The organism is Ktedonobacter racemifer DSM 44963 (assembly GCF_000178855.1).
Classification (GTDB): domain Bacteria; phylum Chloroflexota; class Ktedonobacteria; order Ktedonobacterales; family Ktedonobacteraceae; genus Ktedonobacter; species Ktedonobacter racemifer.
The window spans coordinates 514,060-537,029 of the sequence record NZ_ADVG01000004.1; the positions used below are offsets into that span (position 1 = coordinate 514,060).

The 22,970-nt window shown below is 53.3% G+C and carries 18 protein-coding genes and 4 pseudogenes; 12 read left to right on the forward strand and 10 right to left on the reverse strand.

Annotated elements, in window-relative coordinates; genetic code table 11:
• Positions 1-97 precede the first annotated feature (97 nt).
• Together KRAC_RS43880 and KRAC_RS43885 are read left to right on the forward strand one after the other, a co-directional pair.
• Positions 98-331 (forward strand): tyrosine-type recombinase/integrase, encoded by a 234-nt coding sequence (locus KRAC_RS43880; protein WP_007918439.1) that lies wholly within the window; start codon positions 98-100, stop codon positions 329-331.
• A 286-nt stretch (positions 332-617) separates the two neighbouring features.
• Positions 618-1,973, forward strand: a complete 1,356-nt coding sequence (locus tag KRAC_RS43885; RefSeq protein ID WP_007918442.1) for an RNA-guided endonuclease InsQ/TnpB family protein — start codon at positions 618-620, stop codon at positions 1,971-1,973.
• Positions 1,974-2,396: 423 nt separating this feature from the next.
• Here KRAC_RS43885 and KRAC_RS43895 read toward each other — a convergent pair whose 3' ends face one another.
• Both KRAC_RS43895 and KRAC_RS43900 read right to left on the reverse strand, forming a co-directional pair.
• Positions 2,397-2,615 (reverse strand): hypothetical protein, encoded by a 219-nt coding sequence (locus KRAC_RS43895; protein ID WP_007918443.1) that lies wholly within the window; start codon positions 2,613-2,615, stop codon positions 2,397-2,399.
• A 15-nt stretch (positions 2,616-2,630) separates the two neighbouring features.
• Positions 2,631-3,800 (reverse strand): helix-turn-helix domain-containing protein, encoded by a 1,170-nt coding sequence (locus tag KRAC_RS43900; RefSeq protein WP_007918445.1) that lies wholly within the window; start codon positions 3,798-3,800, stop codon positions 2,631-2,633.
• Positions 3,801-4,102: 302 nt separating this feature from the next.
• Here KRAC_RS43900 and KRAC_RS43905 point away from each other — a divergent pair, with 302 nt between their 5' ends.
• From KRAC_RS43905 to KRAC_RS43910, 3 genes are all read left to right on the forward strand, one after another.
• The gene (locus tag KRAC_RS43905) at positions 4,103-4,411 is read left to right on the forward strand and encodes a hypothetical protein (protein ID WP_007918447.1); all 309 of its coding nucleotides are present in this window, start codon (positions 4,103-4,105) and stop codon (positions 4,409-4,411) included.
• Positions 4,412-4,452: 41 nt separating this feature from the next.
• The gene (locus tag KRAC_RS72725; RefSeq protein WP_157507878.1) at positions 4,453-4,629 is read left to right on the forward strand and encodes a hypothetical protein; all 177 of its coding nucleotides are present in this window, start codon (positions 4,453-4,455) and stop codon (positions 4,627-4,629) included.
• 466 nt (positions 4,630-5,095) lie between these two features.
• Positions 5,096-5,512, forward strand: a complete 417-nt coding sequence (locus KRAC_RS43910) for a hypothetical protein (RefSeq protein WP_244422512.1) — start codon at positions 5,096-5,098, stop codon at positions 5,510-5,512.
• A gap of 248 nt (positions 5,513-5,760) precedes the next feature.
• Here the strand turns inward: KRAC_RS43910 and KRAC_RS43915 are convergent, their stop codons facing one another.
• Complete coding sequence (locus tag KRAC_RS43915; RefSeq protein ID WP_007918454.1) at positions 5,761-6,600, reverse strand: hypothetical protein; 840 nt, start codon at positions 6,598-6,600, stop codon at positions 5,761-5,763.
• A 346-nt stretch (positions 6,601-6,946) separates the two neighbouring features.
• Here KRAC_RS43915 and KRAC_RS43920 point away from each other — a divergent pair, with 346 nt between their 5' ends.
• A complete protein-coding gene (locus KRAC_RS43920; protein WP_075164620.1) occupies positions 6,947-7,387 on the forward strand; it encodes a GNAT family N-acetyltransferase in 441 nt (146 codons plus the stop codon).
• Positions 7,388-7,405: 18 nt separating this feature from the next.
• Here KRAC_RS43920 and KRAC_RS43925 read toward each other — a convergent pair whose 3' ends face one another.
• The 4 genes and pseudogenes from KRAC_RS43925 to KRAC_RS43945 all read right to left on the reverse strand — a co-directional run.
• Positions 7,406-9,013, reverse strand: coding sequence for an ISL3 family transposase (locus KRAC_RS43925; RefSeq protein ID WP_007918456.1), 1,608 nt, complete (start codon positions 9,011-9,013; stop codon positions 7,406-7,408).
• 684 nt (positions 9,014-9,697) lie between these two features.
• Positions 9,698-11,422 (reverse strand): annotated as a pseudogene (locus KRAC_RS43935) (PAS domain S-box protein); the annotation flags it as partial.
• The gene (locus KRAC_RS43940) at positions 11,392-12,819 is read right to left on the reverse strand and encodes a hypothetical protein (protein WP_157507880.1); all 1,428 of its coding nucleotides are present in this window, start codon (positions 12,817-12,819) and stop codon (positions 11,392-11,394) included. The gene KRAC_RS43940 and the pseudogene KRAC_RS43935, both read right to left, overlap by 31 nt.
• Positions 12,820-12,931: 112 nt before the next feature.
• Positions 12,932-13,921, reverse strand: a pseudogene (locus tag KRAC_RS43945) (RNA-guided endonuclease TnpB family protein); the annotation flags it as partial.
• Positions 13,922-14,021: 100 nt separating this feature from the next.
• On the opposite strand from KRAC_RS43945, the gene KRAC_RS43950 reads away from it, so the two are divergent.
• The 3 genes and pseudogenes from KRAC_RS43950 (at position 14,022) to KRAC_RS43960 (ending at position 16,865) form a co-directional block, all read left to right on the forward strand.
• Entirely contained in the window at positions 14,022-14,222 is a 201-nt protein-coding gene (locus KRAC_RS43950; protein ID WP_040447139.1) for a hypothetical protein, read from the forward strand.
• Positions 14,223-14,962: 740 nt separating this feature from the next.
• Positions 14,963-16,100, forward strand: a pseudogene (locus KRAC_RS43955) (ISAs1 family transposase).
• Between the two features lie 90 nt (positions 16,101-16,190).
• Positions 16,191-16,865, forward strand: a complete 675-nt coding sequence (locus tag KRAC_RS43960) for an IS6 family transposase (RefSeq protein ID WP_040447748.1) — start codon at positions 16,191-16,193, stop codon at positions 16,863-16,865.
• Positions 16,866-17,199: 334 nt separating this feature from the next.
• Here the strand turns inward: KRAC_RS43960 and KRAC_RS72735 are convergent, their stop codons facing one another.
• Entirely contained in the window at positions 17,200-17,406 is a 207-nt protein-coding gene (locus tag KRAC_RS72735) for a hypothetical protein (RefSeq protein ID WP_157507882.1), read from the reverse strand.
• Here KRAC_RS72735 and KRAC_RS72740 point away from each other — a divergent pair.
• Positions 17,387-18,037 carry a hypothetical protein gene (locus KRAC_RS72740; RefSeq protein WP_007918464.1) on the forward strand — a complete coding sequence of 217 codons (651 nt, stop codon included), beginning with the start codon at positions 17,387-17,389 and terminating at the stop codon, positions 18,035-18,037. The genes KRAC_RS72735 and KRAC_RS72740 overlap by 20 nt on opposite strands.
• A 209-nt stretch (positions 18,038-18,246) precedes the next feature.
• Here the strand turns inward: KRAC_RS72740 and KRAC_RS43970 are convergent, their stop codons facing one another.
• The gene (locus tag KRAC_RS43970; RefSeq protein WP_007918465.1) at positions 18,247-19,029 is read right to left on the reverse strand and encodes an SDR family NAD(P)-dependent oxidoreductase; all 783 of its coding nucleotides are present in this window, start codon (positions 19,027-19,029) and stop codon (positions 18,247-18,249) included.
• A 171-nt stretch (positions 19,030-19,200) separates the two neighbouring features.
• Between KRAC_RS43970 and KRAC_RS43975 the strand changes: the two genes are divergently transcribed.
• Positions 19,201-20,382, forward strand: a complete 1,182-nt coding sequence (locus KRAC_RS43975) for a helix-turn-helix transcriptional regulator (RefSeq protein WP_007918466.1) — start codon at positions 19,201-19,203, stop codon at positions 20,380-20,382.
• A 258-nt stretch (positions 20,383-20,640) separates the two neighbouring features.
• Positions 20,641-22,199 (forward strand): annotated as a pseudogene (locus KRAC_RS80230) (ISL3 family transposase).
• A 44-nt stretch (positions 22,200-22,243) separates the two neighbouring features.
• On the opposite strand, the gene KRAC_RS43990 reads toward KRAC_RS80230, so the two are convergent.
• On the reverse strand, positions 22,244-22,540 hold the full coding sequence (locus KRAC_RS43990; RefSeq protein WP_007918469.1) for a hypothetical protein: 297 nt from the start codon (positions 22,538-22,540) through the stop codon (positions 22,244-22,246).
• Between the last annotated feature and the right edge of the window lie 430 nt (positions 22,541-22,970).

A 22,970-nucleotide genomic window follows, 5' to 3' on the forward strand; every position in this document is an offset into this window, starting at 1 on the left:
GCTACGCCTCTTCTATGGCGTAAAGATGGGCAGGCTCAAGCCAGAGGCCCCAATCTAGGTAGCACTGGCGCGTAATCCTCGCTACTACGGGCGAGCGATGACTGCGCAAGCGATGGCCGACGTCAGCATGAAGCATTTCGAGATATCGAATATCCATCGGCTGCGCGTTGCCTTCGCGGCTGCCATGGAAGACGCTGGAGCCAAAGCCAGCGAGATCCAGGCCCGCTTGGGCCATGAATCGCTGGCGATCACGGGCCTCTACCTTGCGTCGCTCAAACGCGCCAAAAACCGGCATACAGAGGCGGTTGCGGAACTGTTTGGTATTGAGTAAGCACGGTTGGCAACATGTTTAACATGACGAGCCCGAGTGGGAGCGTTACGACAAGAACGCAAAGCCCGAATCCAATCTGGAGCCAGAAGAAGCCGAGCCACCAACCAATAAAGCAAAAATAAAGTGCTCGCGCAACGAAACCAGGTCCACTCTTGCCATTCACCGGACATCGCCTGCGGATGCCCCCGTTTTCAAACGCGGGGAGGAAGCAGGCGTTCCTTGTCCGAGTGGGGCAACGGAGGGGGAGCCTTTCCGGTTCGCTGCCCCGCAAAAAGAAAAGTAGACTATGAAACAAACCATCATTGCCAAACTCAAGTTGCACACCACCAGCGAGCAGCTCGCCCAGCTTCGTAACCTGCAGCTGGCCTATCGCGACGCGCTGAATTATGTCAGCCGCTACGCCTTCGAACATGGCAAAATGAGCAGCAAAAGGCGCTTGCAGGAGGGCACCTATCAAGAGCTTCGGGTGCTCTACGCCTTGCCGGCGCAGATGGCCTGTTCTGTCCCTCGCCAGGTAGGAGCGACCTACAAGGGCTTGTGGACCAAATACAAAAAGCATGCCGCCAGCCGCAAGGCCGGGGTGACCAAGAAACGCTACAAAGGACTCGACCAGCCGCCCCGCTATCTCTCTCCCACCGTGACCTATCAGCAGGGCCGGGACTACGGCTTCAAAACCGAGCAGCGCGTTTCGGTCCTGACCCTCTCCGGTCGGCTGATCCTTCCCTACAGCGGCTACGAGCGCCATGTGGCCCTCATCGAGCAGGGAACCTCCATCGGTACGGCGCAGTTGTGGTATGACCAGCGGAAAAAGCGCTTCTACTTGCTGGTGGCGCTCTCCCTGGAACTGCCCGACCCCGAGCCAGGCGACCTCCCCCAAGTGGTTGGGGTGGACGTCGGACGGCGGTACCTGGCGGTGACCTCGACCACTACTGGCTCGGGTGATCCTCTCTTCTTTTTGGGCAAAGAGGCGGTTGCCCAAGCTGACCACTACACCCGCCTGAGAAAACGACTTCAGCAGAAAGGCACTCGCGGCGCAATGCGCAAAGTGCGTGCGATTGAGCAGCGAGAGAGACGGTTGAAAGCTGAGACCAACCACTGCATTTCCAAGCGCATCATCCATAGGCACCCCGCGTCCCTCATCGGGCTGGAAGAGCTAACAGACATTCGAGAGCGCACCAAGCCAAAGAAGCACCGGCGCACAAAGCAAGGCAAAAGCAGCGAGCTGGTCTCCCCCAAGCAGCGCAGGGAAAACCGGCGGCGCTCCCAATGGTCCTTTGCCCAACTGCAGGCCATGATTGCCTACAAGGCGATGCTCGCCGGCTCAGTGGCCATCAAAGTCGATGCCGATTACAGCAGCCAGGCTTGCCCCAGGTGCGGGCACACCGCGCGGGCCAATCGGCCAGTCAAGGGCCTCGTCTTTGTCTGTCAGAACTGCCATTACACGCTCCATGCGGATCTGGTGGGAGCGAGGAATCTGGTGCTGCGAACGCTTCTGGTTTGGCAAGACTGGGCCAGAACGGGGCTGTTGTCGGTAGCCCCTGATACGTCGGACAGCGAAGCCAAAGCGGCACGCCTCTCAAGGTATGCCGAGTTGCGGTGGAGTCCAGACGCAAGCCCCTCGCTTCAGCGATGGGGTCACTGACCTAGACGTTGACGTTAGAGGCCATCACCGGCGCTGCTTGAGGCTGATAATACATTGGCGCAGGCTGCGGATAGGGAGCTTGCTGCATCATTGGCTGCTAAGGATAGGGCTGCACCTGTGGTGGTTGGGGATAGTGGAATTGCGGTTGTTGCGCCTGCTGAGGATAGGGCTGGCCAGGCAAAGGCGTCGGAGGCGCGTACTATTGAGGCTGATACGTACCTTCAGGAGGCTGTACTGGAGCAGAAGGTTGAAATGGGGGGGTTGGGGAATCTTGCATAAGATTTCGGAATCCTTCCTAAATTTATCATACATTGATAAAAGTCATACAAAGATGTAGACGAGGCAGAACACGAAATTTAACAGATGCATTACAAAAATAGTGCCGAGACCTTCACGATCTCGGCGCTCCGTTTGGGTTCAATGCTAGCTAGCCGCCTGCTTTCCAGCTTTCTCCGCCTCCAGGTTCGCAAGCGTCTCACTCCATATCTTGCGTTGCTGCTGAAGGTCATATATCTCGGCTTTCAACTTCTCGATTTTGGCGAGAAGCTGCGCCTCCTTCTCTTCGCTTTCGCGAATATCATAACGAAGGATGCATATACGCGATTCACTAGGCTGATCAGGGGGAAATTGGATAGGTTTCATAGGTTTGCCTCCTTGCTACCATGACTGAAAGAGTTCGGCGAGCACTGCGACACGCCCATCGTTGGCCCACCTTTGACTCATATCGCGGTACGTCGCCGCGATCTTTCCGAAGTACAGCTGGCTGTTGATCCGCTTGGCAAGGATCGCGCCATCCTCAACGTATTTGGTCGCCGCCTCTAGATCGCCCATCATGCTCGCAGCCTCGCCACGATAATAGAGCAGATCAACCGCCGGTAATGGGTCGATCTGCTCCCCCATGACCTGTGTGATGTGATCTAGGCCCTCGACAGCCTGTTTAGGCTGACCAAGGTAGAGATGTGTTTGGCAGCGACCAAACACATCGAGTTCGTACTCATTTATGTGTGTGTATCCGAAGGCGGTATCAAGTATTGGCTGTGCTGGGAAGATTTCATGCGCCAAGCCAATGGAACGTAGTGCTTCCTGGCGCTCTGAGCGCATGCCATGAACTTCTGCCAGGCCAATGTGAATCCTCGCCTGGAGAAGAGGCGAGGCCTGAGTCATAATGGGGATGGCCTGTTGATAGGTTTGGAGGGCTTTGGTGGACATCTTTCGATGGAAAAAGATGTTCGCCTGGCGCATCAACGATGCGACCATGAGGTTCGCATCTTTCGCGCTTTGTGCATAGAGAAGTGCCTCTTGGCTAGCGATCATTGCAGCATTCTGGTCTTCCTGGTCGGTGGCAATCTCGGCCACGAGCTGGTGGACCTGGGAAGCCAATCCGAAGGCGTGATTTTGCAGTACCGATGGCTGGAGGACCAGGGCCGTCACGTAGCTTTTGTACATGGGGAGGATCGCTGTAACATCCTCGATCTTCCCGGAAAAATAGAGATTCCACAACGATGGAACCCCAATCGCGCACTGCGCCAACGCTTCACTGCTCCGCATAAGCTCCTCGATTGCCAGAAATGCTCCTGGAATGGCAAACAGAGCATCCCGGCGTGTCATGATCTCCTGGCCCACACCTTCGCTCTCCACCAGGTCCAGTTCCTCGGCCGAGAGCTCAAAAAGGTCTTTCATTTTTGCGATATGCACCGGGTACGGGTCAGAAATCCCGCGCTCCCAGCGACTAAAGGTAACCGGGTTGACATCTACCTGCTCTGCTGCATATGCTTGCGACCAACCTTTATCCAAGCGCGCTCGTGTCAGCCGTCCTCGTTTTTTCATATGCGCCTGCCCTCGCATGAAACTATCTCGACAACGTTTCTCTAACTCATAATAACATCCGTATACGCATATGTCGAGATATATAGCACCATGATTGCAAAGATGCTAAGAAGAGTACTTCTAGATGTTAAGTAGAATACATGCGATGATGTCACATTTTTAGCGACGAGCAGTTACACTCTAAAGAGTACCGGAGTTGAACATGTGAGGATGCACCGACACTGGTGTCTCCCCCCTGGTGGCTGGCCTGCCCAGGTTTCCGCCACCAGGTTCACCCTAGCAGTGAGAGGCTATATATAGACTTGACGAACCCAACGCCTCGCAAGAATCGAAAACAGGCACAGCACAAGAAAACGCTTTTTGAGGTGATGGGCCAGCATCAGATTACGCTTGAAATGCTCAGTGAGCACTGCGATGCTCGTTGTATTTGGGCACTCCAACAAGGCGATCCCATAGATCGCCAAGACGCCCACAGCGTGATACAGGCGCTCAATACCCTCGCGGGGACCTCACGAAGGCTGAATAGTTTTACTGTCTGTTTGTGTGCTATCGAGAGTAGCGACATGCTCACAGCCATTCGAGGGCCGCACTGCTTCAAGCATCGGTCTTAAGCGAGGATTGTATGGTGGTAGCTCATGCATCGATGGACACTATGAATCAACACAGATCTATCCAAGCCAACCTCGAGCACTATGATGACCGTGCTGTCTTTGCGCTGGTCGCACAACACCTCTTTAATCAACCAGAGCCACTACAGGGTTACACGGTTGATGAAATCCTCAACACGATGGCCAAGAGGCCGATGGTGGCGCAACTCGCCTTTACCTAGGCATACAGGGCGCAGCTCGGCGCCCTCAATAACTCCAATGTACTCGAAGTCCACAAAGTGCTCTTTGGTCTCACCGCCAGACGCGTCGCCATCGCAGCACTCCAAGCCTTGAATGTTCTGGATTCGCAGTGGTGCGTGAGGTCATAAGTTAGTTAATGTGTATCTGCAACTAAGCAGAGAAAGGAACCTCTTTATGAAAACCTGCATTTCATGTCGTGGGTCTGGTTCCCTTACATGTTACACCTGTCGCGGTTATGGGCAGGACAAAGTTGGGGATAAGTGCCCATCTTGTGATGGCAATGGTACTGTCGAGCGCTCGTATTGTGACGGCTCAGGCATGGTTGACGACGAAGACGAGGACGACGACTAGTAGTAACGTCCATTAGCGAAGGGGAGAGGTGGGAGAAACGTCCCATCTCTCCCCTTTATTGTTGCCATGCCTCCGCATAATGTAAATAGAAGGAGGATGATGATGGCAACGTGGGATGTGATCGCCGAGCGATTTTTGCATGTGACAGATAAACTTGGAAAGAAGATTGATGATGGCATTTTCGATACCGTCGTGGCGCTAAACATGTTAGGGGTTGGTACCCTTCAGTCGTGCGAAGGGCATATAGAATGGGGCGTTCCTTATCCCTGGGTGAGTATCCAAAACGATCTGGAGCAGAAATTCCTCCTCCATCAGTACCTCGCCCGATTCTATAAAGATAGATCTGCAGATTTTGATTGCGTCCTGATCTTCCATGGATACCGGATGCATAGCCGAGGCGCTGCTTTTTCAGATCTCTTCTCTGAAGCAGAGCGGCAACAAAAGCTTAAGGCGTATCAAGCAGAGATGAGTGATTTTACGACGTTTTTGAAAGCAATTCTTGATCGTTCGTGATTGTTACACAATCATATCTGTTATAATGCGAACACCAGCTGGAATGCACAAAGAAGCGCCTGGAGAACTCCAGGCGCTTCTTTGTATCCAAAGCTTTGCCAGTGCCACAACCAATGTGTGCGTGTTTCCCAATCCGCACACATGATCATTCATCTATATAGATGAACGGATGTCCCAAAATCAACATAGAGAGGCCGCTGCGCGTGGTGCCAATGCCCTGGTTTCGCTGCATAGTAGGTTGCTTTTTATTAGGATGATGGACGATTTGATTGTTCCCATGTGCTAATAAAAGGTGAGAGTCTTTTCATCTCAGCATCAACAAAAGTAGTGTTGGAATCGTTTACTTTTTTCATCTTTTGTTTCCAATTCAATGCTGAGTTCCAGAATTCAGGAGGTGTAATAAAAGTTTCCGAGATTCCTTTCTTCCTCAGGCTTTCTGCTTGTTTTGCATAATCCGTTTCAAAACCACTAACTATTTTCAGGTAGTTCAGTGTCATGCGCGTTGCTATTTCCTGGTCAAATTCATTATCCATATTCTGGATCTCATCTGTCCATTCCCCTAAATGCCATGGATTATGGAGCATCATTATGCCAAGCAGCAATGCGTCCGTTTTGTTTTGGAGCCTGTTATCAATTTGTTCTGATAATTTTTTTCCCTCATCTAACTCTTTACGAACCTCAATGAACATTGTATCAAATCTTCTCTTTTGTTCTTGAAGAAGACTTTCGGACTCTTCCTTCAACCTTTGTTCTTGGTCTTTTGTGATCTGATTAATCTGTTCTTGCATATGGGCATTAACCTGTTGCTTTACTTGTTCATTGAGATCTTTCCACCAGGCAGCTACCGCGAAGGCACCCAGAAACGCCAGTACTGTAGCTGCTACACCCAGGATTGTTGCAGCTAATCCGGCGATTGACCAATCATTGACCCCACAAATGTTTTTTGAGACAGTGGTGCAAGGGGGTAAGCTATTAACACTGTTCAGAATGCCCACGATGATTGCACCGAATACAATAACAAGCAAAATAATCGCTGCATAGTATGCTGTAACTGCCTTTGTACCCATGTATACTACTTTTCCTTGCATTTTCTCTTCCTTTCATTCAGGCCAAATCGTGGATCTAGTCATCTACGGTGTGTTCCAGATTGCGTGACCCGCAGTTATAGCGCCGGGTGGTCTCGCTCTGCGCATGACCCGCTTCCGTAGCCACTTTTCAATTGGCATGTGCTTGCGCACGAGCTGCTCACCGATGAAGCGCAGTTGGTAAATGACCCGAAAAGTGGGATCTGGCTCAATCTTGGTGATTCCGATTGATTGCTTGTTTGCATCATTCGCCACCGATATAATGGAAAGCGGAGGAAGCAGGTAAATTTGGCAAAGAAAGGCATGAAGCGTGTTACGTCGGTATACCAAGACAGATTATTCTGCTTGTATGAACATTCTAGAAAGCAATATTCCCCGCTATTTTCTGCCTCAAGATCGTGAAGATTTTCATCTCTTCCTTGAGTCATCATTAGGAATCTATAACGTATTGGAAGACCATGATGGAACCATCATCGGGTGTGGAGGGATTGCTACACGTAATCAGGGTCAGGATGGCATTCTGACTTGGGGGATGATTCATGCGATGAGACATCGGCAAGGATGGGGACGCCGTCTCACGCTGGCTCGTTTTGCTCAGCTCTGTGCTCTTTCTTCTGTGAAACGTATTACGTTACATACCAGCCAGCAAAGCGTTGGCTTTTATGAGAGGCTGGGATTTCGCACTCTTGCCTTCACTATTGATGGCTATGGTGTTGGGCTTCATCGTCATGATATGGAACTCATCATTGATGAGCCATTTTGCCAACAGGTTTCAGCGCTGCTCGTCTGAGTCCATGTCCTTCTCACTCTAGAGTGCATGGAGAATGCGCTGGCGCAACAGAGGAAATCCTGCCCTGCCATAGCCCATCCTTTTGATAAGTTTGAGCTTGTTCACTTTTCCTTCGACCAAACCGTTGTTTTGGGGAAGCGTGAGCCCTGCTACCACTGCTGCTTTGTCTCGTTCCACTCCAGTAACAAAGCTCTGAAGTTGGCGAATCTTGCTGGCTCTTACCCGTTCGAGCCAGTCATCGAGCTGTTCTCCTGTGCGTGTGCGCAGCATCTGAGCGAATTGCTGAATCAGCTCGTAGGCCAACTTCACCTCGGCATGCAGAGACTGGAGCAGTGCCAGCGTTTCTTGTTCGTCGGCTTCCAATTCTTCGGGACGGCGAAGAAACAAGAACATCGCTTGTCGTGCCAGCACCGGAGGACGAGGAAGCTGATCAGGAGCTGCCGCATTCTTCCGCCCTTCTGGAAGGTAACGAACAAGCTGTTTGTACACTGACTTGTACGTGAGGGTGTGGCCTGCGGCTACCAATTCCCGATGCAACTGAGCGATATTGTGGCAACCAGCTTCCCACCGCTCTGCAACCTCTTTAAGGTGTGGAGCTAGCCGCGTCATACGTTGCCGCAGCTTTTGTTCAGGAAAGGTGTCACTACTCAGCCAGCGCGAGACGGTAGCATGGCCTACGCCAACTTGCTCGGCAATGGCCGTCTGCGAGAAGCCTTGTTTGCGTAAGGCGACAACTTGCTCGTATTTAGACAGGCGCTCCTCGCGCTTCGCCTGGCTCAGCGCGGCTTCCTTTGGACTCAATTTCGGTGGCTGGACGGGTTGCGCAGTAGAGAGAGAGGTGGCTCTTACCTCCTCGGTCTGACTTCTGCGATGAGCGGCTAGATGGTGTGACAGAACTCCTTCCAGAGCCTCACCAAGATTTTTCAGTAGGTGGAATCGATCTGCTGTCTGTGTGGCTTCTGGAACCGCTTTCCTGGCCGCAGCAGCGTAGTCGCCTCCTCGATCTCGGCTCACCAGTTCAATTTCTGGATGGGCTGCCATCCAGGCGGCTGACGTGTCCGCCGTCCGGTCTGGCAACACGTCCAGTACCTTGTGTGTTTGCAGGTCCACCACGATTGTCCCAAACTTGCGTCCACGTCGAAACGAAAAATCATCAATGCCAATCTGTGAAACTTTCGCAACTGGCTCTGTAGGCAGCGCCATGATGCGCCGGAGAATGGTGTGGCGCGAGGTCTGTATCTCCAAGCGATCTGTGACACGTACACCAAGCCGGCCACCTGTCGCCAGGCCAATGATCTGTACAATCTGATACAAGCGCCGTGTGACTCGTGCAAAGGTGTCAATAAAGGGCGTCAGGCGCTCCACGAAGATTTTTCGTGCACAGTTGGGCGCATCACAAAAGCACTTGCGCACGCGAACCAACAAGCGCACTTGTTGCCCACCGCAAGGGAGATCTGCCACTTGGCGCATGTAGTGGCTGTGCACTCGTGTGGATGGTTTGCCACAGAGCGGGCAGAGGGGATGCGGACATATGGAAACTGCTGTGATGGTGAGTACGTCATTGAGCATTTCAATATCCGTAATTTCTAACCCCTTTGGGAGAGCTGCGACTTGCTTCACTTCCATCTTTAGGTCCTTCTACATATGTGGTTTTATTGATGTAGAACGATCTGTTAATGAATGTATAGCAAGCGGCCTAAATCACCAAGAGTGAGCCAGAACCGAAAAGTGAGCAGCTTTTGCCCTCAAACATGAGCACTTGCCCCAATCATGAGCACTGGGAGAAATGTTCCTGGGCAAGCCGCTCCACATCTGGCTCCTTCCATCGATGCCTTGTACATTGACATGCTTTGGGAAGAGCAGAACGGTTGGGGAATTCACTCAAGAGTGGTTAGATGTTGAACGGAAGGACGGGAATCATGGGAATCGGCGTTTGTCATCCTGGCCATATTGCTCCCCATGAAGCTTCTTCCTCAACCTCTTGTCCATTGGGGACATCGCGCGCACCTGGCTGGAACTCATCCGACAATCGTAGATGGATGTCTGGTGAGAGTACTTGGGCGAATGTCGAGGCCTTGCCGCGCGAGCGCTTGATGCGTGTGTCATCAGCATGATCAGGCAAGGCTGGGATGCAAAAGAGAGCGTGTGTAGGCCTCCATGATGCACAGCAAAGCCGACGGATCCAGGCAGGGCGTTCCCAGCGCGTTTGTCCACAAGCATCTGGTCTGTGATGGCGGTGCCATCCGTGCTAAAACCGCTTCCGCCGCTCTCCTCTTCTCAGATGACACGCATGACATGCACATCATCTGCTCAGGCCTCCCTCTTCCTGGGCAGGGTCACTGTAAAGGTCGATCCTTTTCCGACTTCGCTGTCCACGGTGATCGTTCCCCCATGACGCTTGACGATCTCCGCGACAATGTACAACCCCATGCCCAAACCGGGGATCGCTTTCTGGTTGGGATCAGCAACCCGATAGAAGCGCTCAAAAATCTTGTCGCGCTGCTCTCGCGGGATGCCCGGGCCATGATCATGCACACGAATAGTGACCATCTCTGGGGAAGCATCGAGGTCAATCTCGACCGTCTTTGCGTCGGGGGAATACTTGATGGCATTACTGATCAGATTGGTGAAGACCTGTTCGAGCCGACCTTTGTCCCCGATCAGCGTACAAGGCGCTGCCCCACGCACCACAACGGCGTGCGTCGTACTTATCTGCTGCATGGTGTCGGCCACCTCATGGAGCAACGCCTCCAGATCCACTGGCTCCTGGAGATACTCCAGTTTGCCCGCCTGGATCTTGGAGACATCCAGTAACTCTCCGATCAGGCGTTCAAGTTGCTTGACAGGCCCCTCTACCCTGGAAAGCGCTGTGGCAGCCTCGTGATGGGATTGCTTTTCCAGTCGTTTTCGTACCAGTTGGGTCTGCATCTTTAACGCGGCAAGCGGGTTCCTCAGTTCATGGCTGGCCATATTTATAAAATCATCCTTGCGTTGTTCCAACTCCTTGCGGGCCGAGTTATCCAGCACAAAGCTGATGATCTGGCGCGGACGCTTCTGAAAGATGACGCTTCCCACTAACACCGGCAGGCGACTGCCGTCTTTACACACCAGTTCTGTTTCAAGGGGCGTATGCTGCCCGCGTGCGTTTACCTCTTGGATCGCGCGCTGGAAGAAAGGCGCATGTTCCAGGGGAGTGATCTTCACCCGGTTCAGCGTTCTGCTGCGCACATCCTCCTGGATATAGCCTGTCATGTGAAGAAACGCCTCATTCGCTTCCACCAGCACTTCCCCTTCCCCCTCGACGGAAACAATCCCGATAATATTGGAGTCGATGAGGGCGCGTATGCGCTCCTGACTCTGACGTAAGGCTTCTTCCGTTCGTTTCTGGTTCTCAATGTCAGTGCTGGTGCCAAACCACTTCACGATCTGGCCTGTTTCATCGCGTACGGGCATACCGCGGGCTAAGAACCAGCGATAGCCCTCCGCTTGGCCGTCCTTGAGACGATATTCGATCTCATAGGGCTCACCCATTTCCAGCGCATGATGCCAGACCGTCAGGGTGTGCTGATACTCGTCAGGGTGCAAAAACTGGCTCCATCCATGGCCCAATGCGTGTTCAATGGAGGAACCAGTATAGGCATACCACCGTTGATTCCAATACTCAACCCGTCCATCTGGCGACGATGCCCACACGAGCTGCGGCACCGTTTCGGCCAGCATCCGCCAGTTCTCCTCGCTGGTTTTGCTTCTCTGTTCAGCCTGTTTCTGCTCCTCAATATCGGTACAGGTGCCAATATATTTGAGGATCGTGCCTTGCGCATCTTTGAACGGCACCGCTTGCATCAGGAACCAGCGATAGGCTCCGGTCGTACTCTGACGCAGGCGCTGTTCCGTTTCATACAATCCGCCTGTCTGGACGGCACGCTGCCACACCGCCAGGACACGTTGCCGGTCATCAGGATGTGTACACTGCATCCATCCATCTCCCTGCGCCTCTTCGGTGCTCAGGCCGGTATAGTCGCGCCAGCGGCGGCTAGGACCTCGGTGAGAGCGATGGAGTGGGTGTAGTAGTTGAGCAGGTATTTTCGGGCCTGCTCAACGTATCCGCCTCCGCGGGTACTTCGGGAACGCCCCAGGTCTGACTCGGCAAAGAAAAACTTGCGGCTCGTTTCGTCGGCAACGATGATGCCCAGATTCTTCTGCCTGACGTTCATCGTCGTGGTGCTCAGCACCACAATATTGTTAGAATCAACCGTATAGTGTCTAAACGAATCGACCGGTTCCTCGTGCACCACCAGGATCTTGCACGGCACCTCTATTGCTGAATGAAAGTTAAAGTAGTTGACGAACACGATGAAGACGCCCCGCGCCTGCTGCCCGATGTAGAAGAGCTCCGAGGCTCCCTGGGGGCTCGGGGCGTCCGTCATGTCTCCGGAAAAGAGAATATCTCTGTTTTCGCTCCTATAGCTGCCATCCCAGCCGATTTTGCCGACGCCCGGCGACAGGAGGGAGAGGTCGAGGTCAATGCGGGTCCCCGAAACGTTCTCCCAGTGGATACCAACAACCATATTTTTTGCCAGTTCGACGTATGTGCCAGACGGGAGGTTGCCGGTAAACTGCTTCTCGGTCGCTGGGAGGCCGTAGCTGATGCCCGCCGGAATGTAGATTTTCTTCCCGGCGACCTGTTTTGCGATATCCCTCGTCAGCGACTGCAGAACGATCTCGTAGGCTTCATGGGCACCGTCTCGGTTCGTGAAATCGAACGCGGTCGCGTACGACTTGCCATTGCGGATCCGGTACAGAATAGCGTCAGCATCGATCGTCCGGAACTTCAAGGCGTACGCCAGGCGAATCTTGCGGAAAAGAGATGCCGTTTCCAATGCCTTCAACAGGCGATCGCTCACGGCTGGCTGACCGTGACGCAGATGCGCCGTCACGGTATTGAGCGTATCTTCAGGCATCGGCTTATGGTAACGCTCAGCCAGGCGGCGTATCCTGTTGACGGTACTCTTCAGCCCGCTATTCGTTCGGAACGCCAGGAACAGCGGCTTGTATCGGTAGAACACTTCGGCCAGCCGCGCCAGGCCGTATTCCCGCTCGTAGCAGTCGAAGTAGCCCGCGATATCCAGGTTGTCGCGCCCTTTGATCGCGGCCACCGACGCCTGGTTCTTGATCAACAGCGTCTTCTTCGTCGCTTTGTAGGCCACGTAGCGCAGGAACTCTGTGGGGTTGCCCGGTACGCGACCGAGACCGTCGTAGAGCGCGGCCTTCACTTCCTTGTTGCGCACAAGGTCGATATCCTCATCGGAAAGGCCGACAAAGCCAGCGACATCCAACACATCGCGGATCGTCTCTTCGTGGAGGGCGACGCCGGAAGTGAGCAACGCCAGCAGCTTCTCTTTCAGTTCGCTCCTGGTATAGCCCCTGATCACAACCAGCCTGATATCGTCCTGGAGTCCAGTGGCGTTCAGCTGTTCGCAGGGAATATAGACTGCGTCCTTATTGTAGATACCGAGTGCCCCGAAGCCGTAGGTCGTGACATAGTCAGTGACCCCATCGCTGAAGCGAGGGGCTTGCGTCTGGACTCCACCGCAACTCGGCATACCTTGAGAGGCGTGCCGCTTTGGCTTCGCTGTCCGACGTATCAGGGGCTACCGACAACAGCCCCGTTCTGGCCCAGTCTTGCCAAACCAGAAGCGTTCGCAGCACCAGATTCCTCGCTCCCACCAGATCCGCATGGAGCGTGTAATGGCAGTTCTGACAGACAAAGACGAGGCCCTTGCCTGGCCGATTGGCCCGCGCGGTGTGCCCGCACCTGGGGCAAGCCTGGCTGCTGTAATCGGCATCGACTTTGATGGCCACTGAGCCGGCGAGCATCGCCTTGTAGGCAATCATGGCCTGCAGTTGGGCAAAGGACCATTGGGAGCGCCGCCGGTTTTCCCTGCGCTGCTTGGGGGAGACCAGCTCGCTGCTTTTGCCTTGCTTTGTGCGCCGGTGCTTCTTTGGCTTGGTGCGCTCTCGAATGTCTGTTAGCTCTTCCAGCCCGATGAGGGACGCGGGGTGCCTATGGATGATGCGCTTGGAAATGCAGTGGTTGGTCTCAGCTTTCAACCGTCTCTCTCGCTGCTCAATCGCACGCACTTTGCGCATTGCGCCGCGAGTGCCTTTCTGCTGAAGTCGTTTTCTCAGGCGGGTGTAGTGGTCAGCTTGGGCAACCGCCTCTTTGCCCAAAAAGAAGAGAGGATCACCCGAGCCAGTAGTGGTCGAGGTCACCGCCAGGTACCGCCGTCCGACGTCCACCCCAACCACTTGGGGGAGGTCGCCTGGCTCGGGGTCGGGCAGTTCCAGGGAGAGCGCCACCAGCAAGTAGAAGCGCTTTTTCCGCTGGTCATACCACAACTGCGCCGTACCGATGGAGGTTCCCTGCTCGATGAGGGCCACATGGCGCTCGTAGCCGCTGTAGGGAAGGATCAGCCGACCGGAGAGGGTCAGGACCGAAACGCGCTGCTCGGTAAGGAACGCCTGCTTCCTCCCCGCGTTTGAAAACGGGGGCATCCGCAGGCGATGTCCGGTGAACAAGCTGTTCGAGAACAAGCTGTTCGACTGAAGCGTCTCGCACCTTGGCCCATGACTTATGGAAAGTCTGGTTAAGCTGCTCTGGGGAGCGCCCGTAGGCTTTGTCCACCTGGTCGATGACCCCGGCTACGTCGGGGTAGTTGTACAGGACTTCAGGGGCGAATACGAAGCCTCGGCTGATCGTCTGCTTCAACACTTGCTCGTCGCTTTTACTTCCCTTGCTTTCGATAGGCAATCCCTTAAACAGCCGAATTGTTGACTCCATAGTTTCCCTCCTGTTAGGTGTCCCACCACTGACGGGTGAATGAGGGTTTTCCGCCCCAAAAAAAATGAACGCTGCATTCCTCCCCCTGCTGTGCAAGGGTCCTCCTGCGGCGATGTTGGTGAACGGCGGGCGGTATCCGCTGCTCTACCACTGAGCTACACTGACCGAAGCCAGTGGAGGGATTCGAACCCCCGACCCGCGGCTTAGCAATGAAGAGGAACCGCCTATACCGAACAACTGCAGTATACGATGGAGAAGAGGGGAGTGGCAAGCCTTCGTGGGTGAAGGCCAGCTCTTCCACGCTTTAACTGGTGTAGCGAGTAGTAAGTCTATCATGCAAATGATTGGTGAGGAGGAACTACTTATGCTACGCACTAATGATAACAAGCGACAAAGCGGATGTCAAGAGGAAATGATGCCTTTTTTTGTACACATATTCTAAATTCTATCTCATTCACGGCCGCCACGCTAGGGGTGGGCCAACAGGCCTATCGGTGTATTTTTAACGAAAAAGTACGACGTACCAGATAACTGAGGCTGAGCTTGCTTTTGTTATATTCTTCTACACGAAAAAGATGATATTCTTCCTCCGAGCAAGTCCGTTTCAAGAGCACGGTCTCAAACCACGCTCTGGTCTATGATCATCCCAGGGCAATCGCATCTAAATAAACTCATCAACGAAAAACAAGAAAGGGGGAGTGATACAATAGGTCAAAAAAGCAGGAGAGCAGAAGTTGGAAGAGAATACCCGGTCAGACCTGGAAAGTATCTTTGCCCAAGTGCAAGACCCTCGGATGGAGCGCACCAAGCGGCATCGATTGCGCGATATCATCATCCTGGCCATTTGTGGCGTCCTGTGTGGAGCGGAGGGGTGGGTGGAGATCGAGGAATTTGGGAAGGTCAAAGAGGCCTTTTTTACGGAGTTACTCGACTTATCCAATGGCATTCCCTCTCACGATACCTTCGGGCGCGTCTTTGCCCTCCTTGATCCCAAGCAGTTTGAAGCCAGTTTCCTTCAATGGGTTCAAGGGATCAGCCAAAGGGTTCAAGGGGTCATCGCCATTGATGGGAAAACGTCGCGCCGCTCGCATGATCGGGCCAACGGCAAAAAAGCGCTGCATCTGGTGAGCGCCTGGGCAGTCGAAAATCGCCTCGTGTTGGCGCAATTGGCAACGGAAGAAAAGTCCAATGAGATCACGGCTATTCCCTTGCTCTTGGAACAACTGGCCCGCGTATGGGTGCATTGTGACCATTGATGCGATGGGAACCCAGAGCAAGATTGCCCAGCAGATTGTCGAGCAAGAAGGGGACTATGCCCTGGCACTCAAAGACAATCATGGGGACCTGTTTGAGGAGGTCAAAGCCACCTTTGCTCTGGCAGAAAAGGAGGGCGTTGAAGCTCAGCACTGGGAGTTGGATCGGCAAGTGGAGAAAGGGCATGGTCGTTTGGAGATTCGTGAACATTGGACCCTGAGCGATCCAGCGATCCTGGCGCATCTGAACCCAGAGGGCAAGTGGAAACGCTTGCAAGGCATTGGGGTCGTTCGAGCTGAGCGGCGGATGCAAGAGAAGACGACGAAAGAAACACGCTACTTCTTGCTCAGTTTTTCCTCCGTCAAAACGTTTGCGACCGCCGTCAGAAGCCACTGGGGGATCGAAAACAGTCTGCATTGGGTGCTCGATGTCGCTTTTCGGGAAGATGAATCGCGTGTGCGGCTTGGTCATGCCGACGAAAATCTCGCGGTGCTGCGTCACATCAGTTTGAATCTCTTGCGCCAGGAGAAATCTTCTCGCGTTGGCATCCATGCCAAGCGTCTCAAAGCTGGCTGGGACAACTCGTATCTTCTTCGTGTTCTAGATGGGGTTAATTAGATGCGATTGCCCTGATGATCATCCTGGTTGAGTTGCAAAAACAGAGCTTCATTTGATAGGATGGAGCTAAAAGATGGGATAATGATGATTATGGCGACGCAAACTCCATTTAAATGGCGCCACTTTGAAGCCGAGATTATTTTGCTCTGTGTTGGTTGGTATCTCCGTTATTCGCTCAGTTATCGAGATCTGGAGGAAATCATGCAGGAGCGGGGTCTGCGCGTCGATCATACCACGATCTATCGTTGGGTGCAGCGCTATGCCCCCGAGTTGGAGAAACGGTGCCGACCGCATCTCAAAACGACAACGGACTCGTGGCGCGTCGACGAGACGTATGTGAAGGTTAAGGGAGAGTGGACATACTGGTATCGCGCCGTCGATTCCCAAGGGAAGACCTTGGAGTTCTGGTTGAGTGCTACCCGTGATGCCCAGGCGGCTAAGCGCTTTTTCATGAGGGCTCTTGGTGCTTGCCACACGGTCATGCCTCGCGTGATCACCGTGGACAAAAACGCAGCCTATGCGAAAGCCTTCCATGAGTTGGAAACAGCAGGAGTTGTTCAGGCTTTGTGTGAACTCCGACAGAGCAAATATCTCAACAATGTAGTCGAACAAGATCATCGTTTCATAAAACGCCTGGTCAAACCAGGAATGGGCTTCTTTTCATTCTGCACTGCATGGCAAACGCTACGTGGATACGAGGTAATGAATATGATCAGGAAAGGGCAGATGCAGGGAATGAACAAAGGAGACAGTCCCTGTTGGTAAATTAACTGAAAGGTGGAAATTGACACTGAAGGGTGGAAATTGACACTGCGATGCCTGAAAAAACCGCTTCCCATCAGGTAAACTTTTCTCTACATGGGTAAATCGCGTTCCTCATCGAGAGATTAACAAACTGTTGGAGTGCGGAAGACAGACGTGTCATCAGATTGGCAGGGTTGTCATGGGTGCGCCAGCAGTCGAAGGCATTGATCTATTCAAAATAGCAGGCCGCTCCATTTCAGGATGGATTCCCAGCCCCAAAACGGACACCACTGTCAGGCAGCCGTTCTGTAGCCAGCTCGAAGAACGTCTTTTGATGTGGCTCGAATACCATCCACTAGTCGCCTCCTACGCGCGTGGCGACATTGGCCCGCAGTTTGCCGAGACCTATCGACTGCCCATCCCAAAACACGCGCCATTCGCCATCGGCTACACGCTTGAGGACAAGCCCCATCACTACTTGCCCGATGCGGTGGGCACTTTGACCAACGGGCAACCGTTCATCGCCGAGGCGGGCATGGAGGATGACAAACGAGGGAAGCATTGGCTGTATCGGGATTTTGAAACAGTGGCTGGTGCGGGCATTGTACCGAGCGTTGCGCGAAGAAAGTCCCGAACTCACTCGTGCCCATTTGGAAAAGTCTGTCCTGCCAGACGCCAAATGGGAGCGGATGCGTGCAGATGCCAGAAGTGGAGAAGCCGAATTCCAGTACGCCGATGGGCAAAACAGCTATCTGGCGAACCTGGCGAGTATGCCAACGTTCGCGCCTCCGCAACCCGATCCTACTCCCTCCTCTCCCTCAACGCCGCCACCTGAAGATGGGACTGCTGATCAGAAGACATGCAAGTCGAAGGGGCGTGTTGGCGAACCATCGCCTCGTCGGGATCAAGTGGGAACGGCACAACAGGAGGGAGAAGCTACCCATTGTTCCTTCTCAGGACCAATCAAACTGGAGGCAGCTCGTTGGCTGGAATCGACAGTCCAAGAAGTGCAATGCTCAACGTGCGGGTCGGTGAGTAAAGCCAAACTGAAAGGGCAATCAGTGGTCATTGTGCCACATCCCCCGCGCAAGTCGCGGCCAGTACGCAATGTTACACGCTGGGCAGACAGGGATCGGAGTGGATACTCGTCCAGAAAAAGGAGTAACTGGTGCTTGATTGCACAAGTTGGCTGAGGATCAAGCGATCCCCGATGTCTATACGTAGAAACCTCTCCATGACCTTATGGACAGAGACTTGTCCTGATCATTAGATCAAAAATCGGGTTTTGGCATCAGCCTATCGGCCTGGAGAGCGGGTTGGGCAATTTGAAAAAGCTGTTTTGATCTAACAGATCCCAACAGGTCTCTGTCCAATAAGTCGTGGCGAGGTTTCATATGGATGGCTAAATTACCACGCCTCCCGCAACCTCGATGCGCTGCGCATTGACCCAACGGTTTTCTTCGGAGAGCAGCGAGGCAATCATTGGACCGATGTCGTCGGGAACACCTGCCCGGCCCAGTGCCGTCGCTTCGGCCACCATTTTGTTCATGGCAGGATTGTCGCGGACGATGCCTCCGCTGAAATCGGTAGCAACGGCACCCGGCGCAACAACATTGACGGCAATCCTGCGAGGTGCCAACTCTGACGCCATATGCCTGGACAGCACCTCAAGAGCTCCCTTCATCGACGCGTAAGCGGCGCCTCTGGGCCCGCTTATGCGAGTCCGGGCCGTGGATACGTTGACGATACGTCCCCAGTCCTTGATGAGAGGAAGAAGCTTCTGTGTCAGGAAGAAGACGCCTTTGAAATGGACACTATAGATGCTGTCCAGTTCTTCCTCGGTAGTCGTCTCAAACGGCATGTTGCGGTGATTGTTTCCAGCGTTGTTGACCAGAAAGTCGAAATGCTCGGCTCCAAGCCGAGCGAGAGCGTCTTTCACGCTCTCGACAAAGGCATCGAACGAAGCGATGTTGCCAGCATCCAGTTGCAACGCAAGGGCTTCCGCCCCTGCATCCTTCACCGCAGCAACGACTGCCTCCGCGTCCGCGACATGGCTGTGATAGGTGAAGATCGTATCGACGCCGCGTCTTGCAAGGCTCTCAACGGTACTGCGGCCAATGCCGCGGCTACCACCGGTGACGATCGCGATCTTAGCGTTTGACGTAACTTGGTTTTCTGTTAGCATTTTTTGTACTCCGGATGAGATTGTTTTAGGTCAGTGCAGATCACTTGACTGTTTGCAGGCACTTCACCCGCGGATCTATAGTATACTGAAGGAGATCCTAGAACAAGATGAGCAATGATCATAGGAATTCCACTCCTCTATTTCAAGCGTTGCTCTTTGGAGACTACCAGGATGAAAGAGGTCAACATGGTCAGTCAGCGGCACCAGCAAGACTATCGTTTACAGGAGCTTGGAGATTTTCTGCGCACGCGCAGGGCAAGGCTGACGCCTGAAGAGGTGGGACTGCCGCGTGGAGGCAGGCGCAAAACGCCCGGGCTCAGACGGGCGGAAGTGGCTCAGTTGGTGGGCGTCAGCGTAGACTGGTATACCTGGTTAGAGCAGGAACGTCCCATCACGCCTTCGACGCAGGTCGTGGAGCGCCTGTGCCAGGCGCTCCGCCTGGATGCGAATGAACGCAGCCATCTCTTTCTGCTGGCACTGCAACAATCCCCGCCGGTGCTCTCCCCGGAGCCCGAGATCGTCAGTCCGGCGTTACAACGTTTCCTCGACCAGTTCGGCACGCGCCCCGCCTTTGTGTCCGGAAGGTGCTGGGATATCCTGGCGTGGAACGATGCCGGCTGCGCCGTCTTTGGCGATTACCGCCGCATGAGCACGCGCGAACGCAACACGCTCTGGCGCCTCTTCACCGATCCCGCGTCCCGGAACTTCATCGTCGATTGGGAAGACGATGCGCGCCAGATCCTGGCGCAATTCCGCAGCAGCAGTGGTCGTCATCCCGGCGACACTCAGGTGACCGAGTTGATCCATGATCTCATGCTCCACAGCCCGGAATTTCGCGCCTGGTGGCCTGATCATGAAGTGCGTAGTGGGCAAGAAGGGCGGAAAACGCTCAACCATCCACAGGTGGGATATCTCGTGTTTGAACGTCTCACCTTTCAGGTTTTTGATACGCCAGATCTCAAAGTCACCGTGTATACCCCGTTGGAGGAAGCAGACACGCCTCGTAAAGTGGAGCAGCTTCTAGAGCAGTGGTATCTGCGCGTTGGGCAGGGGCCTCATCCTCCTCAAGCGGTCCACCATCTTCCACAGACACAGCTATCAGGACAAGATACGGTTGGATGGTGGCTAGCAGCATGCGGTAAAAGAGTGGAAAGGGCATGGGTAGCGAACAGCGAAATCATGATCTCCTATGCAAACTGGTGCGAGGCACACGGATACGAACCGAAGAAGGCGAAAGGCGTCTCGCAATCTCTTGCAACTCACGGCTTAGAGATTGGCGTCAACAAAAGAGTCGTCGACGAACATCGTCGGCGAAAAATGGCACGTGGTGTAAGAGGATTGGTCATTCTCTAACATTTCTTGATGATATATGCGGATCATTTCTCTAACCGCATACATCCTTTGGGTTTTCTTCGTATAGAGATTGGTCATTCTCTAACATTTCTTGATGATATATGCGGATCATTTCTCTAACCGCATACATCCTTTGGGGGCTCTTGTCCACTTTCGGGGCTTTGTGTATGCTTGCTTGAAAACGATTGACGTATCATGATAGAGTCTCTTCCATGAGAAGCTTCTGAAGACTGTCTCATTATCGAGAGTGAGGTTGTGATGGAAGAGACATCCTTGTTTTCCCTCCCAGATGGGATGTTGATTGAGCAGCTCCAAATCAGTGAAATTCGTCTGGTCATCATCATCGTTGCCGCGTCTCTTACATCATGCTGTCCATTGTGCTTTGAAGCGTCCTCATCGGTCCATTGTCATTACCACCGAACCCTGCGTGATATCCCTTGCATGGGCCGTCGAGTCCAATTGCTCCTGACTGTTCGGAAGTTCTCCTGTCGTAATCCTTACTGCTCACGGAAAGTCTTTGCAGAGCGCCTGCCAACCTTTGTCGAGCCCTGGGCCAGGACCACCATCCGGTTCTGCCAGCAGATCACGTCCATCGGGCTCTCCACCTGTGACAACGGTGGCGCCAGACTCGCCGCTCGTTTGGGAATACAAACCTCTCGCCAGACCATTCTGCGCCGTATCATGAACCTTCCTGATTTCTCGTCTGGCTCAGTGCTCCTTTTGGGCATAGACGACTTCTCGTTTCGGCGTGGCTACCGCTTCGGAACAATCCTGGTGAACCTTGAGAGCAGGCGAGTGATTGATCTCTTACCAGATCGTGAGGCAGAAACCTCGGCGCAGTGGATGCGTCAACACCCAGATATCACCGTGGTTAGCCGTGACCGTGGTAGTGAGTACGCCAAAGCAGCCTTACAGGGAGCTCCCCAGGCCACGCAGTGTGCGGATCGTTTTCATGTGGTAAAAAATTTAACGGAAGCGACGCAACTGCTCTTGGCACGCTGCCATGCAGAGATTCTGGAGGCATCCAAAACGAAAGAAGCCGGTTTCAATGAACACAAGAACCATGTGATCTCCATTGAAGAATGGCGCCCCCAGAACCTGCACATGTAGAGAAGGCACGGCTGGCTCGAAGATCTGGACGCTATGCACGCTACTAACAAGTAATAGAGATGCATGCGCAGGGGATAAAGTCGCAAGAGATTGCCAGACTTGTCGGTCTTTCTGACCGAACTGTTCGAGACTGGCTCAAGCATGGAAGCTTTCCCGAAGCCAAAAAACGACGTAAGAGACAGAGTCCCTTTGACCCTTTTGCCCCGTATGTTCTTTCTCGTTGGCAGCACGGCGAGAGAAATGGCCTGGTCCTGTGGCGGGAAATCCAGGAACAAGGCTACAGTGGATCAGATCGCAGTGTCTACCGTTATCTGAAAACACTCAAGCTGGCAGAGGTCAGGGCAGAGGTTCCTCTTCATCGTCTCAAGAAATTCTCTGCCAAAACGGCCGTCTGGCTGTTCGTGCGCGATCCCAGAACCCTGGATGAAATCGAACAGGAGGATCTTGCGGCCTTCTGCCAGGTCAGTCCCACCCTCAACAATGCTTACCGTCTCATTCAAGATTTTCTTTCCATCGTTCACCTACGAGAAGGAGATCGCCTCGATACCTGGCTCTCTCAGCTGGAGAAGAGCGAATTGCCAGAACTTCAGTCATTTGGGTGTGGGATAGAAAAAGGCAAAGACGCGGTGAAGGCTGGTCTCACCTGGTCGATGAACAATGGGATGGTTGAAGGGCATGTGACCAAACTTAAATTGATGAAAAGATAGGGTTATGGGAGAGCTGGTTTTCCTCTGCTCTGGAAACGTCTACTTCACACGTTTTGATCTGACGGTTCCTCGGAGACATCATTAGGTATCTGGTCCATTTCCTCACGGAAAGCCGCAAAGGTCTGCGTAATCATCTGATAGGTTTCCCAAGGAAGCTCGAGTCCCCATTTTTGCTGAGGATAAAATGAGACACGCCATTCCATAGCAGCCTCCCATCCGACGCGGTAGATCACGGCTACCATCTGATTCCCAATCCAGGCTTCTTGCATTAAATCAAAATCATGTGCGTCGTCATTAGCAACAATGAAATGGAGTTCTTGGGGAGATGTCTCTCTCTTCATCAAATCGTTCTCTTCTCGATTTATGCACTTTTTACTTCAAATGAAGAAGATTTTTGAGCGCTTGCTGCTCGGGACAGTATAACTGAACATTACCAATTCCTCAAGCTCCCAATCAGCAAGCGAGTACTAAGCCCCCAAAGTGATATTGGTGGCGAAGTGATTTCTCTGGCTCGAACTGCAGAGATGTTGCCTCTCATCGCAAGCTCAATTTTTGATTTCGCCACCAATATCCAAAGTGGTCAAGAGCCAGGTATATATGCGTCAGAAAACAGGTTTATGCTGTGCATCTCTCCATCCAGTCTTTCCCCTTTTTCTGTCCATGTGAGCATGGAATGTCGCTTCAGCGACAGGGGCGACCTTGTCGCTGAAGCGACCGCATCATGCGCAACATATCCACCCATGAGAGAGGGGAACGGAAGACGTTCCTATT